Origin of the sequence: Actinoplanes sp. NPDC023936 (assembly GCF_040639325.1) — a bacterium.
GTDB lineage: Bacteria > Actinomycetota > Actinomycetes > Mycobacteriales > Micromonosporaceae > Actinoplanes.
In genome coordinates this window covers 173,000-186,035 of record NZ_JBEZZR010000014.1, presented here as the reverse complement: position 1 = coordinate 186,035, position 13,036 = coordinate 173,000, and the positions used below count along the sequence as shown (strand labels likewise).

13 protein-coding genes and 1 rRNA gene are annotated in these 13,036 nt (G+C 72.2%); 7 read left to right on the top strand and 7 right to left on the bottom strand.

Annotated elements, in window-relative coordinates; genetic code table 11:
• The 5 genes from rrf to AB0F72_RS20580 all read left to right on the top strand — a co-directional run.
• Positions 1-91, top strand: a 5S ribosomal RNA gene (gene rrf, locus AB0F72_RS20600); the annotation flags it as partial.
• Positions 92-215: 124 nt separating this feature from the next.
• Positions 216-1,220 carry an ABC transporter substrate-binding protein gene (locus AB0F72_RS20595; protein ID WP_360433490.1) on the top strand — a complete coding sequence of 335 codons (1,005 nt, stop codon included), beginning with the start codon at positions 216-218 and terminating at the stop codon, positions 1,218-1,220.
• Positions 1,201-2,217, top strand: coding sequence for an iron chelate uptake ABC transporter family permease subunit (locus tag AB0F72_RS20590; protein WP_360433487.1), 1,017 nt, complete (start codon positions 1,201-1,203; stop codon positions 2,215-2,217). Before AB0F72_RS20595 ends, AB0F72_RS20590 begins: the two co-directional genes overlap by 20 nt.
• Before the next feature lie 2 nt (positions 2,218-2,219).
• Complete coding sequence (locus tag AB0F72_RS20585; RefSeq protein WP_360433483.1) at positions 2,220-3,251, top strand: iron chelate uptake ABC transporter family permease subunit; 1,032 nt, start codon at positions 2,220-2,222, stop codon at positions 3,249-3,251.
• Positions 3,248-4,021 (top strand): ABC transporter ATP-binding protein, encoded by a 774-nt coding sequence (locus tag AB0F72_RS20580; protein WP_360433480.1) that lies wholly within the window; start codon positions 3,248-3,250, stop codon positions 4,019-4,021. Before AB0F72_RS20585 ends, AB0F72_RS20580 begins: the two co-directional genes overlap by 4 nt.
• A gap of 18 nt (positions 4,022-4,039) precedes the next feature.
• Here AB0F72_RS20580 and AB0F72_RS20575 read toward each other — a convergent pair whose 3' ends face one another.
• Together AB0F72_RS20575 and AB0F72_RS20570 are read right to left on the bottom strand one after the other, a co-directional pair.
• Positions 4,040-5,086 carry an NAD(P)-dependent alcohol dehydrogenase gene (locus AB0F72_RS20575; RefSeq protein ID WP_360433477.1) on the bottom strand — a complete coding sequence of 349 codons (1,047 nt, stop codon included), beginning with the start codon at positions 5,084-5,086 and terminating at the stop codon, positions 4,040-4,042.
• 136 nt (positions 5,087-5,222) lie between these two features.
• Positions 5,223-5,714, bottom strand: a complete 492-nt coding sequence (locus AB0F72_RS20570) for a CAP domain-containing protein (protein WP_360433474.1) — start codon at positions 5,712-5,714, stop codon at positions 5,223-5,225.
• A 149-nt stretch (positions 5,715-5,863) separates the two neighbouring features.
• Between AB0F72_RS20570 and AB0F72_RS20565 the strand changes: the two genes are divergently transcribed.
• The gene (locus AB0F72_RS20565) at positions 5,864-6,463 is read left to right on the top strand and encodes a hypothetical protein (protein WP_360433471.1); all 600 of its coding nucleotides are present in this window, start codon (positions 5,864-5,866) and stop codon (positions 6,461-6,463) included.
• Here AB0F72_RS20565 and AB0F72_RS20560 read toward each other — a convergent pair.
• Genes AB0F72_RS20560 through AB0F72_RS20540 form a run of 5 tightly spaced genes read right to left on the bottom strand, consistent with a single transcriptional unit; the run spans position 6,450 to position 10,513 of the window.
• Positions 6,450-7,055 (bottom strand): hypothetical protein, encoded by a 606-nt coding sequence (locus AB0F72_RS20560; protein ID WP_360433467.1) that lies wholly within the window; start codon positions 7,053-7,055, stop codon positions 6,450-6,452. The genes AB0F72_RS20565 and AB0F72_RS20560 overlap by 14 nt on opposite strands.
• Positions 7,052-8,362, bottom strand: coding sequence for a hypothetical protein (locus AB0F72_RS20555; RefSeq protein ID WP_360433464.1), 1,311 nt, complete (start codon positions 8,360-8,362; stop codon positions 7,052-7,054). Before AB0F72_RS20555 ends, AB0F72_RS20560 begins: the two co-directional genes overlap by 4 nt.
• Complete coding sequence (locus AB0F72_RS20550) at positions 8,359-9,159, bottom strand: ABC transporter ATP-binding protein (RefSeq protein ID WP_360433461.1); 801 nt, start codon at positions 9,157-9,159, stop codon at positions 8,359-8,361. Before AB0F72_RS20550 ends, AB0F72_RS20555 begins: the two co-directional genes overlap by 4 nt.
• Before the next feature lie 14 nt (positions 9,160-9,173).
• On the bottom strand, positions 9,174-9,965 hold the full coding sequence (locus tag AB0F72_RS20545; protein ID WP_360433458.1) for a hypothetical protein: 792 nt from the start codon (positions 9,963-9,965) through the stop codon (positions 9,174-9,176).
• Positions 9,962-10,513, bottom strand: coding sequence for an RNA polymerase sigma factor (locus AB0F72_RS20540; protein ID WP_360433455.1), 552 nt, complete (start codon positions 10,511-10,513; stop codon positions 9,962-9,964). Before AB0F72_RS20540 ends, AB0F72_RS20545 begins: the two co-directional genes overlap by 4 nt.
• Positions 10,514-10,754: 241 nt before the next feature.
• Between AB0F72_RS20540 and AB0F72_RS20535 the strand changes: the two genes are divergently transcribed.
• Positions 10,755-12,701 (top strand): translation factor GTPase family protein, encoded by a 1,947-nt coding sequence (locus tag AB0F72_RS20535; RefSeq protein ID WP_360433452.1) that lies wholly within the window; start codon positions 10,755-10,757, stop codon positions 12,699-12,701.
• Positions 12,702-13,036: the final 335 nt, after the last annotated feature.

Here is a 13,036-nt window from a genome sequence, read left to right as displayed (position 1 = left end):
GCCCGGTTACATTCCGAACCCGGTAGCTAAGCCCTCCAGCGCCGATGGTACTGCACTCGGGAGGGTGTGGGAGAGTAGGACGCCGCCGGACTCAAACGTATGGAAAGGCCCACCCCGGGAATGGGGTGGGCCTTTCTGCGTTCCAGGCTATGCAAAACCTGTGAGTTTAGGTTAGCCTGCCCTAACTGACTCGACTGTTGATGGGCAGGCCATAAATGCATACCTGGCGTTCAGTTCTAGCGATCGCGACTCTGGGCGCCGTGCTCGCCGGCTGCGGCGGCAACGCGTCCACCGAGGAACCCGCCGCTGCCGCCGGCCCCTGGTCGTTCACCAGCGGAAACGGCGAGGTCGTCACGGCGGAGAAGGTTCCCTCCCGGATCATCGCGCACGCCGGCGAGGCGGCCGCCCTGATCTCGTTCGGGATCAAGCCGGTCGGCGTCTACGCCGACGAGTCGGTGAAGACCGACCTGAACCTCAAGGACCTCGACCTGACCGGGATCACCATCCTGGGCGAGGAGTGGGGCAAGATCGACGTTGAGAAGGCGGCCTCCCTCGCCCCGGATCTGATCGTCGGCGACTGGTGGCCGGCCGAAAAGGCGTACTCCGGCCTGGAAGAGGGTGTGGACGAGAAGAGCAAGAAACTCACCGAGCTCGCGCCCATCGCGGGTGTCACCCAGGGTGAGTCGATCGCCGACCTCGCGGAAGGCTACGAGCAGCTGGCCAAGAGCCTCGGCGCGAAGGTGGACGACCCGCAGATCGCGGCGAACAAGCAGCGGTACGAGAAGGCGGTCGAGGCGTTCAAGGCGGCGACCGCGGCGAAGCCGAACCTGACCGCCGCCGGGATGTCGCCGACCGACGAGAAGGTCTACGTCGCCAACCCGAAGTACGCGCCGGAGCTGCTCGACTTCCAGCGCTGGGGCCTCAAGGTGCTGGACCCGGCCGCCCCGGACAAGGACTTCCCCTACTGGGAGACGCTGAGCTGGGAGAACGCGGACAAGTACCAGCCCGACCTGATCCTCTGGGACGGCCGCGCCTACAAGGACACGCTGAACGCCGAGTTCGGCAAGAAGCAGCCCACCTGGTTCGAGATCAAGGCGGCCAAGGCGGGCGCGGTGACCGCGTGGCCGGCCTACTGGCTGCACACCTACGAGGACTTCGCGACCGAGCTGGAGAAACTGACCACCGTGATCAACGGCGCTGATGAGAACATCGGCGACTAACCGGGTCACCGGGCTCGTCGTCCTGGGCGCCCTGCTCGCGGTTGTCGCGTTCCTCAGCGTGACGCAGGGTTCCCGGTCGATCGATCTGGCCGACGTCCTGCGGTCCCTGGGCAACCTGGGCGCGGGCGACGACGGGACGATCACCAGCACCGTCACTCTGGAGCTGCGGGTTCCCCGTACCCTGTTGGGGATCTTGGCCGGCGCCGCCCTCGGCGTCGCCGGCGCCATCCTGCAGGGCGTGACCAGGAACCCGCTGGCGGACGCCGGAATCATGGGCATCAACTCCGGCGCCGCGGCGTTCGTGGTCTTCGCGATCACGGTGCTCGGCGTCCGCGGCGCGGGCGTCTACGTCTGGTTCGCCTTCGCCGGCGCGATCGCCGCGACGGTGCTCGTCTACGCTGTCGCGTCGATGGGCCGGGAGGGCGCCACGCCGGTGAAACTCGCGCTGGCCGGCGCCGCCGTCACGGCCGGGCTCGGCTCGCTGACCTCGGCGATCGTGATGACGAACATCGACGCGCTCAACGAGCTGCGGTTCTGGCAGGTCGGGTCGCTCGCCGGGCGGTACCTGCCGATCCTGACCGGCGTGGCGCCGTTCCTGATCCTCGGGCTGCTGGCCAGCCTGGGCCTGGGGCGGGTGCTCAACGGGCTGGCGCTCGGCGAGGACGTGGCTCGCGGCCTCGGCCAGCGGGTCGGGCTGACCCGGACCGCCGCTTTCGGTGTGGTGGCGATCCTCGCCGGGGCGGCCACCGCCGCGTGTGGACCGATTGTGTTCATCGGCCTGGTGGTGCCGCACCTCGCCCGGTTCCTGTGTGGACCCGACTATCGGTGGATCGTGCCGTACTCGATGCTGCTCGCCCCGGTCGTGCTGCTCCTCGCCGACGTGCTCGGACGGATCGCCGGTGCGCCCGGTGAGCTGCAGGTCGGTGTCGTGCTCGCGGTCCTCTGCGCACCGGTGTTCATCGGCATCGTCCGATACGCGCGGCTGGCGGAGGTCTGAGAATGACCACCCTTACCGTGATCAAGGCGACGCACCGCCGGAGGACCGGCCGGTCCCTCGTCGTCACCGTCGCGCTGGCCGGCGTGGTCGCCGCCCTCTTCGTGCTGACCATGATGGTCGGCAGCTTCCGGCTGACCGCGTGGCAGGTCATCGCGTCGGTCCTGCACCTGGAGGCCAACGCCGGTGTCGACTTCGTGGTGCGCGGCCTGCGGCTGCCGACCGCCACCACGGCCCTGACCGTGGGGCTCGCCCTCGGCGCCTCCGGGACGATCTTCCAGCAGCTGCTGCGCAATCCGCTCGCGTCGCCCGACTTCGTCGGCGTCACCTCCGGCGCGAGTCTCGCCGCCGCCGGGAGCATCGTGTTCCTGCAGGCCGCCGGGCTGGTGGTCTGCGCGTACGCGCTCGGCGGCGCGCTTCTGGCCGCCCTGCTCATGTATGTGCTGGCCTGGCGGGACGGGGTCAGCGGGTACCGCTTCATCCTGATCGGTATCGGCATCGCCGCCTTCTTCGACGGCCTCATCGGGTACGTGCTGAGCCGCGCCAGGCTCACCGAGGCGCGCCAGGCGATGCACTGGCTCACCGGCTCGGTCGGTCAGGCCAGCGACAGCGAACTGCGGGTCCTGCTGTACGCGCTGCCCCCGCTGCTGCTGATCGCGATCGGACTGCAGCGGCACCTGAGGGCTTTGGAGCTGGGTGATGACACGGCGCGCGCGCTCGGCACCCGTACCGAATCGAGCCGGGCCGCCCTGCTCGCGGTCGCGGTCCTGCTGGTCGCGCTCGCGGTCGCGGTGGCCGGACCGATCATCTTCGTGGCGCTGGTGGCGGGCCCGGTCGCGAACCGGCTGCTCGGCCCGGCCACCGGTGGCATCGCCGCGGCCGCGCTCACCGGTGCGGCGCTGATGCTCACCGCCGACCTCGTCGCCGTCCACCTGCTGCCGGTGCCGCTGCCCACGGGCGTGGTCACCGGGGCGGTCGGCGCGCCGTACCTGTTGTGGCTGCTGGCCACCACGAACCGGAAAGGAGTGGGCGGTTGACACGGCTCAACGCCCGAGGCCTGACCCTCGGATACGACGACCGGGCGGTGGTGACCGATCTGGACGCCGACATCCTCGACGGGAAGGTGACAGCTATCGTCGGCGCCAACGCCTGCGGCAAGTCGACGCTGCTGCGCGGCCTGGCCCGGCTGCTCAAGCCCCGGTCCGGCGAGGTGCGGCTGGACGGCGCGGTGATGAGCGGGATGAGCACCGTCGAGGTGGCCAAGGTGCTCGGTCTGCTGCCGCAGTCCCCGGTCGCGCCGGCCGGGGTGACCGTCGCCGATCTGGTGTCCCGGGGACGGTACCCGCATCAGGGCTGGTTCCGCCGGTGGACCGACGGCGACCACGAGGCGGTGGCCGGCGCGCTGGAGGCGACCGGGACCGCCGACCTGGCCGACCGGCCCTTGCAGCAGCTCTCCGGCGGGCAGCGGCAGCGCGTGTGGGTGGCGATGGCGCTGGCGCAGGACACCGACCTGCTGCTGCTCGACGAGCCGACCACGTTCCTGGACATCAATCACCAGGTGGAACTGCTCCGGCTGCTGCGCAAGCTGAACGAGGAGTCCGGCAAGACGATCGTGGCGGTGCTGCACGACCTCAACCTGGCCAGCCGCTTCTGCGACCACATCATCGCGATGGCCGACGGCACGATCGTCGCCGAGGGCCCGCCGAGCGAGGTGATCACCGCGGAGCTGGTGGCGAAGGTGTTCGGGCTGAGCTGCGTCATCGTGACCGACCCGGTCGCCGGCACACCGATCGTGGTGCCCGCCTGACCGCCGCGCCCTGCTCGCTCAGGGCACGATGACCGCGCGCCCGCGCAGCGCGCCCTCGTGCATCGTGCGGTAGACGCCGATCGCCTCATCCAGCCCGAACGTCTGCGTCTCCGGCTTGACCAGGCCGCGGGCCCCGAGGTCGAGCACCTCCGCCAGTTCGCTGCGGGAGCCCCAGTACGTCGTCTGGATGCTCGCCTCGTACGGCACGGAGAAGAACGACAGCGCGAGAGTGCCGCCGCCGATCCCGACGACGGTCAGGTCACCCACCGAGCGGACCACCGCGGCGGCCAGGGCCAACGTCGGGTTGGCGCCGACGAAGTCCAGCACCACGTCGGCGCCGTGCCCACCGGTGGCCGTGCGGATCTGGTCGGCCGCGCCGTCGCCGGACGGCACCATCAGGTCGGCGCCGTACTTCTCGGCGATGTCCAGAGCCTCCTTGCGGGTGTCGACAGCGATGACCCGGGCCGCCGTGGTCGCCTTGAGGATCTGCACGCCGACGTGCCCGAGGCCGCCGACGCCGATCACCACGGCCGTGCTGCCCGGCGCGAGTTTCGGCCAGGAGCGGCGGATCGCGTGGTACGGGGTGAGGCCGGCGTCGGTCAGTGGCGCCGCCGCGACCGGGTCGAGTCCGCCGGGCAGCGGGATCAGGTGACGGGTGTGGCGTACCAGCATGAACTCGGCCATGCCGCCGTCCATGCCGAGGCCGCCTCCGCCGCCGGGCGCCGGGGTGGCGCCCGGGTTCTCGCAGTACGGCTCGACACCGAGCCGGCACCGGGAACAGTCACCGCAGCCCCACGCGCCGTAGACCGCCACCGGCGTGCCGATGTCCAGCCCGGTCACCCCGTCGCCGACGGCGTGCACCCAGCCGGCGTTCTCGTGCCCGAGGGTGAACGGCGGGCCCCAGCCGAGCGTGTCGCCGGTGAAGTCGTGCATCAGGTGCAGGTCGGAGTGGCACGCCCCGGCGCCACCGATCTTGAGCAGGACCTCGCCGGGTCCGGGCGCCGGCACGTCGGCCTCGGTCAGCACCGGCTCGGTCTTCCAGGACATCAGGCGTAGCGCACGCACAGCAGCTCTCCCTCGGTCGGCTCGTCTTCTCCGATCGTTGCTGGCCACTGCCGCTTCCGAGGGGAAAGGGCAGAAAAGGCGATGCCCCAGCCGCAGGGGGATCGGCTGGGGCATCGCTTTCCTCGGCTCAGGGGGGTCAGTAGCCGAAGTTCTGGGTGTAGTACGGGGTGCCGCTGGTGCTGTAGACGGCGCCGACGCCGACCTTGGTGGACTTGCAGTTGAGGATGTTGGTGCGGTGGCCGGGGGACTTCATCCAGCCGTTGACGACCTGGGCGGCGGAGCGGTAGCCGTAGGCGATGTTCTCGGCGGAGGGCTTGGTGTAGCCGGCGGCCTTGGTGCGGGCGACGAAGTTGGAGCCGCTGCGGCCGGTGTGCGAGAAGCTGCCGGTGCGGGCCATCCAGGCGCTGTGGCCGCGGGCGGCGGTGGTGAGTTTGGCGTCGGTCTTCAGGGCGGCGCAGCCGTGGTCGGTGCGCTCGATGTTGACCAGGCGGTTGATTTCGGTTTGCAGGGCGGTCTCGGACGTCTTCGCCGGTGCGGCTTCGGCGGGTCCGGCGATCATCGTGGCGGCGCCGATGGCGGCCGGGGCGATGAGGGCGGCCAGGGCGAAGCGGCGAAGAACGGTGCGCAAGAGCGGTCCCTTTCGTTGGTTCTTTCCGGTGGTTGCGCTCTTCTGTTCGGCCCGTCGCCGGCGGGTTGGATTAGCGACCCGGTGCGCGACGGTCACCAGTTGGTTGCCGGCGAACCATGGTCAGGATTGCGACTGATCGACTTCCCTGATTGGCTGTCGCCGTGTACTTCAACAAGTGGCCGAAATGGCCGATGATGACGATCCTGGCGCTCGGGATCCTCTTCCTCTGGACCCAGAACGGGTACCGCTACCTCTTCGCGCCGCGCACGCAGGCCGTCGTGGATACCTGCCGTGACGAGTGCTTCGCGACCTGGACCGAGAACGGCAAGACCGTCAGCGCCATGGTGGACGGCGCCGACGGTCTTCAAGCCGGCCAGCCGATCGAGGTGTACCCGGTCGGCGACATCGGTCATGTCGCCGCCGACGGTGGTGGCCTGCCGCTCGTGATCTGGGCGTTCCTCGCTGTCGCCCTGATCTACCTCGTGCTGGTCGCGTTGCGGGTCGCGCAGGCGACGGCCAACCGGCGGCGGGCGCGTGCGGAGGGCAAGCGCTTCCACCGGGCGGGGGAGCTGGCGGTTCTGGCCGTCGCCTTCGGGTTTCCGGTCACGGTGCTCGGCGGCCTGCTGATGCTCGGCGAGCACAGCCGGTCCGCGGGTCTCACCGTGCTGGCGGTCGGCCTGATCGTGCTGGTCGGAGCGGCCGGCGGCTATCTGGCCGCCAACTGGAAGCCACCGGTCACTGCTGGGTAGCCTCGGCGGGAGCGCCGCGGAGCGGGCCGGTCATCGCGTACGCGATCAGCCCGCTCACCGCGAGCGCCCCGGCCGTAACCGCCGCGGCCGTGCTGCCCGGCTCCTGCGCCTGCCAGGTCAGCACCCGCCCGGCGAGCGTCTCCGCCTGCGGGAACAGGGCCGCTGTCAGCGTCCAGCCCAGCGGCACGAACCACGACCGGGCCACCCCGGCGGTGGCCGCGCCCAGGGCGGTCAGCCCCAGCAGCCCGGCGGCGTCCCGCACCACCAGCCCGGCCGGGCCGAACCGCGCCCCGGTCAGCAGCGTGACCAGCACCAGCGCCACCACGACCAGGAACGCGACCAGCAGGTGAACCGCCCGGCGTGGCACCCAGGAGAACGCCGACGTCGCCTCCAGCGCGTCGTCCGGGCCGCCGAGCGTGGCGGTCAGAGCCACGACCAGGAGCAGAACCGTCAGCACGACCATCTGCGGGCCGGCGCTGCGGCTGTCCGACAGGATCGACCAGAGCGCCCACATCAGCGCCGTGCCACCGGCAGCCCCGAGCAGCGCGGCCGGCGCCCGCCGCGAGCGCAGGTACAGCGTCAGCAGCCTCACGACTCGTTCTCCGGGAACAGGCTGACGCCCTGGCAGCGCAGCGCGGCGGCGCGCAGCGTCACGACGCGGGACTGCGCCTCGGCCGGTGACACCTCCCGCAGGCGGTGCCACACGACCGCGGCCTCGGCGGTGACGTCCGCCGGATAGTCCGCCGTGGTCACCGGCTCCCTGCCGATCAGCCAGTACGCGGCGGCGAGCCGGTCCACCGGAGAGCCGGGATCAGGACAGCTCGGCGCGTTGCTGAACGCCCCGGCGACCACCTCGGCCAGCAGGCCGTCCCGGTCCGTCACGTGCCCGTCCGGACCGGCCTCGATGCGGAGCAGCACGACGCCGGGGCTCGGCTCCGGGTAGACGTCGGGCCGGTACGTGGTGGTGTCCTCGTGCACCTCGGACGGTGCGTCCGGCAGCTTCGCCAGGATGGTCAGGCCGTCCCGGGCCGGTCCGCCGATCTCGGGCAGCAGCCCGGAGTGAACCCGGCTGACACAGACCCGGTCCGCGCAGACGAGTTCCCGCGCGACCGGGTCGATCGCGTCGATGACGTACCGGTTCTGGTGCGGCATCACCGTGATCGCGAGCGCGGCGCCGAGCGCCACGGGCAGCAGCGCCGCCACCCGGCCGGGCCAGCCCCGGGAGGCGAACAGCAGCACGGCGGTGACCGCGAGGGCGGCCATCCAGACGGCCTGGGCGGCGCTGGCCCGGCCGGGGACGGTGGTGTAGGCGGCCGGCATGTTCATCTCGTAGATCGGTGAGAAGACCAGCGCCAGCCAGCCGTGCGGCCGGGTCGCGCCGGGAATGCTCAGCAGCAGGCCGAGACCGGCCACAGCGAGGGCGGGCGCGGTTCCCCGCCACGGCAGCAGGCGGCCGGCCGCCAGGCCCAGCCAGACCGCCGCGACGAGCGACAGCACGCCGACGGCCGTGACGGCGAAGACCTGCGCCGGGACGTACTCAGCGGTTCGGAGGATCCACAGGCCGCCGGAGACGCCCATCGCCAGGTACCCGGCGGTCACCGAGAGCGTCATCGCGGCGAGGATCGGGATCATGCGCAGGTGGATCGGCCGGGGTGTGCTGGCGAACAGCTCGGCCACCTTCGAGCGGTGCTCGCGAGACGCCTGCCAGGCGCCGGCCGCCAGGGCCAGCGGCCAGAGCAGGCCCAGGTAGAGCCGCTGCGTCATGGCCAGCTGCATCCAGCCGGTGGCGAACGCGATGTCCTCGACGAAGTACAGCAGCAGAGTGCCGAGCACGAACAGGACCAGGGCGGATCCGAGCGCCGCGGACCGGCGCAACTCGATGCCCAGGACGCGGCTCATCGGTTGCCCTCCGCCCGGTGCCGGCGCAGCAGCGCCGAGTAGCCCCGCTCGGCCGGGCTGTCACCGGCGTCGTCCGGCCCGCCCCGGGCGGTCAGGTCGGCCGGGGTGCCGTGGTAGACCAGCCGCCCCTCGTTCATCAGGACCACGTCGGTGCAGGCGGCCACCACGTCCTCGACGAGGTGGGTGGAGACCAGCACGCAGCTGTCCACGCCGATGTCGCGCAGCAGCTCCCGGAAGTCGAGCCGCTGTTCCGGGTCGAGGCCGACCGTGGGCTCGTCCAGCAGCAGCACGGCCGGGTCGTTGACGATGGCCTGCGCGATGCCGGCGCGGCGCAGCATGCCGCCGGAGAGCGTCTTCATCCGCGCGCCGGCCTTGCCGGCGAGACCCACGCGCTCGATCGCCCGCTGGGTGGCGCCGGGCACCGCGGCCTTCGGCATCTCCTTGAGCCACGCCATGTACTCGACGAACTCGCGCACCGTGAAGCGCGGGTAGAACCCGAACTGCTGCGGGAGGTAGCCCAGTCCGCGGCGTGCCCGCCGCAGGTCGCCCCGGCCGTCCACCTGCTCGCCGAGCAGGGCAAGCCGCCCACCGGACGGCTTGAGGACGGTCGCGAGGGCGCGCATCAGGGTGGTCTTGCCGGCGCCGTTCGGGCCGAGCAGCCCGTGCACGCCGGTGCCCAGGGCCAGGTCGAGGCCGTCGACGGCCAGGTGGCGGCCGGCGCGCACCTGGAGTTTCTCGGCGTGCACCGCCCAGGGTTGTGTGGTGGGGGCCGTCTCGGCCGCGTGCACCGTACGCATATCCGGATCTTCTTTCAGTGGTGGCTGGTCAGGCGGCGGAAGTCGTCGGCCCGGACGAACACCAGGCCGGCGAGGACGAGGGCGATCAGCGCCCAGGCGGCGGAACTGGCCGGTTGCAGCACCACCGGCAGCCGCGCGGTGACCATGGCGGGCAGCGCCACGGCGAGGACCCAGACGGCGCCGAGCCCGATGGCGGCCCGGCGGACACCGACGAAGCCACCCAGGGCGATGGTCGCGGCCGTGAACGCCAGGCACGGCAGGAGCGCGACGGCCAGCGAGCTTCCGGTACGGCTACTGGCCAGCGCGAGTGCCGGAACCACCACGGCCAGCACCCCGGCGGTGCGCCGCAGCAGCATCGCCAGCCCGGCCGCCGGCGCGCCGGCGATCAGCTCCCACGCCGGGTCGTGGCGGCGGCTCCACGCGATCGCGACTCCGGGCAGCGGCGCCACCGGGGCCAGCAGCGACACCAGCGACGGCAGGCTCGGCCACAGCGCTTGCAGGGCCACCGCGCAGGCCAGCACCGCGACGGTCATCACGAGCCAGGGCACCAGGCTCCACACCATCCGGCGCCTGCCTGCCGCGCTGACCGGGGCGGGCGCCGGACCAGCGGCGATGCCGGCGTCCAGACCCGTGGCGATCCGGTCGAGCAGGGCCCGGGTGTCGTCGGCGGTGCTGCCGGCGAGCACGCCGCGGCAGTCCGCGCACTCCTCCAGGTGCAACTCCAGCGACCACATCGTGACCTCGTCGAGGTCCGCGTCGCGGTCGGCGTAGCGGGCGATCACCGCCCGGCTCGGATGCGTGGTCACGACAGTGCCTCCCGCAGCGCGACGCGAGCCCTGCGGGCCCGCGATTTGACAGTGCTTTCGGGTACGCCCAGCAGCAGTGACGTCTCCCGGACGGAGAAGCCGTCGAGGACCATCGCCCGCAGCACCTCCCGTGCTTCCCGCGGGAGCTCCAGCAGGGCCTGCTCCAGCTCCTGCCCGACCCGGCCGGCCAGCACCTCGTCCTCGGCGGCGGGGGCGACTGCCTCGGACATCTGCACCGCGGGCACCTGGTTGTGCCGGGCCCGCCGCCGGAACGCGTCGACCAGGCGGTGCGCGGCGATCGTCCAGAGCCAGCCGGCGGCGCTGCCCGAGGTGGCCGCCCCGGCGAAGCTGCCGGCGGCCCGCCACACGGCCAGGTAGGTCTCCTGCATCACGTCGGCGACGACGTCGTCGTCGGCGCAGCGCCGCCGCAGCCGGGTGAGCAGCCACGGCGACGTGCGCCGGTACAGCTCGTCGAACGCGCGCCGGTCCCCGGCGGCGGTGCGGCGGACGAGTTCCTCCTCGTCGGCCGCACTCAGGTTTCGTTTCACATCCGGCAAGACGAAACGCCGATCGTCTGGGGTTCACCAGATCGTGTGACCTGGATCACTTCTGCTCGCGGTAAATCGGTGGCGGGGCCGTCGCGGCGGTGCCAGGGTGAGAACCGCCCAGTCACCTGCGACTCAGTCATTCGCGACGAGGAGAGTGCAATGCGAGCAGCTTCCACGCTTCGGACCCCTGACCGTCCTATCGTGGAGTTCTGCTTTGGCATTGTTGAATCATCCGGCCTTTTTGAATCTGGGAATCGTCGCGCATGTCGACGCCGGTAAGACCAGCCTGACCGAGCGCCTGCTCTTCGAGGCCGGCGCGGTGTCCCGGCCCGGGAGTGTCGACGACGGCACCACCCGGACCGACTCGATGGACCTCGAGCGCCGGCGCGGCATCACCATCCGGGCCGCCGTCACCTCGATCAGCCTCGGCGGCCTGACCGTCAACCTCCTCGACACGCCGGGCCACCCCGATTTCATCGCGGAGGTCGAGCGGTCCCTCGCCGTGCTGGACGCCGCGGTCCTGGTGGTCTCCAGTGTGGAGGGCGTCCAGCCGCAGACCGTCGCGATCTGGCGGGCGCTGCGCCGGATCGGCGTGCCGACGGTGTTCTTCCTCAACAAGGTGGATCGCCGGGGCGCCGACGTCGGCCGGGTGGTGACACAGCTCCGGCAGCGGCTCGCCACCCGCCCGGTCATGCTCACCACCGTCACCGGCCAGGGCGAAACCCATGCCCGGGTACGCCCGACCGCCCTCGACACCGAACCGGTCGTGGCGGCCGTCGCGGACGTCGACGACACGGTGGCCGACCGTTGGCTGGCCGGCGAGCCGGTGCACGCCCGTGACGTGCGGCGCGCGATCCGGCGGGCGGTCCGCCGCACCGAGCTGAGCCCCGTGGCGTGCGGCTCGGCGATCACCGGCGCCGGTGTGCCGCAGTTGCGCCAGATCCTCGCCGAGCTGCTGCCCCGCTGCGACGAGCGGGACGGGCCGCTGGCCGGCACGGTCTTCGCTGTCGACCGGGACGGCCACGGCCGGCGAGCCTGGGTGCGACTCTGGTCGGGCCGCCTGCGTGTCCGAGACCGGGTGGCGCTCGGTGGCGCCCGCCCGCAGACCGTCACTCAGATCGCGGTCAGCGAACCCGACGGCGTCCAGGTGCGCCCCTCGGCGTCGGCCGGGCAGATCGCGGCGGTCCGCGGCCTGTCCGCCCGGATCGGCCAGCACGTCGGCGACCCGCCCCGGCGGCACCTCTACCGCTTCCCGCCGCCGACCCGGCAGGCCCTGGTCGAACCGGTGGAGCCGGGCCAGCGGCTGGCGCTCTTCGCCGGCCTGGCCGAGCTCGCCGACGAGGATCCGCTTGTCGACCTGCGTCTCGACGAGCACCAGGCGGAGGCGGTGATCCGGCTGCACGGCGAGGTCCAGAAAGAGGTGATCGCCGCGCTGCTGGAGGACCGGTACGGGGTACGGGTGCGGTTCTCCGGCACGCTGACGGCCTGCATCGAGCGGGTCGCCGGCGCCGGGGCCGCCGAGGACCGGATCAAGGAGCGCGGCAACCCGTACCTCGCCGGGGTGGGGCTGCGGATCGAGGCCGCCCCGGTCGGGCGCGGCATCGAGTTCCGTCCCGGCATCGAGCCCGGCCGGCTGCCCCCGGCGTTCGTGGCGGCCACCGAGGAGGGTGTGCGCGCCGCGCTGCGGCAGGGCCTGCACGGCTGGCCGGTCACCGACTGCACGGTCACCATGACGTCGTCGCAGTACCATCCCCGGCAGAGCAGGCCGCACCAGAAGTTCGACAAGTCGATCTCCAGCGTGGCCGCGGACTTCCGCAACCTGGCCCCGGTCGTGGTGACCGCCGCGCTGCGCCGGGCCGGCAGCCGGGTGTGCCAGCCGGTCGAGCGCTTCGACGTGAACGTGCCGCACCACGTGTTCGACGCGGTGACGGCGCTGCTCGGCCGGCTCGGCGCGGTCATCTCCGACACCGCCGAGGCCGGCGGGCACCTGGAGGTGAGCGGCACCCTGCCGTCGTCGCGGGTGCCGCAGGTCGTCGCCGCGCTGCCCGACCTCACCGGCGGCGAGGCCGTGCTGACCGCGACCTTCGACCACTACGCCCCGATCCTTGGCGAGGAGCCCCCGGTGCTGCACCACCGAGGCCCCGACCCGGGCGACCGAGAGGGGTGGTTCCGCGCGGTGCCCCGCTAGCAGCGCCGCCGGCCAGCTGGACCAGCTGGACCAGCTGGTGCTGAGTGTTGTGCCAGGAGCTCTGGCGGCCAGCTGGTCCGGCTGGTTGTCAGGGCTGCCCAGGAGGCTGTTGGCAGCACTGTGAGCCAGCTCGTCGAGCCCGGCTGGTTACCAGCGCTGTCGGGCGCCCGTTTTGTGAACACTGAGCGTCAGCCGACATGGGCGTCTCCAAGATTCACGGCCCTGGACCACCGGGCGGTGGGCGCACACGGAAGCCGAACGCGTGTCCCCCCGCGGACCCCGCCCGGCGTGTGGACTTCGGGCGCGGTCCGCACCGCAGTTCCACACGCGGGGTG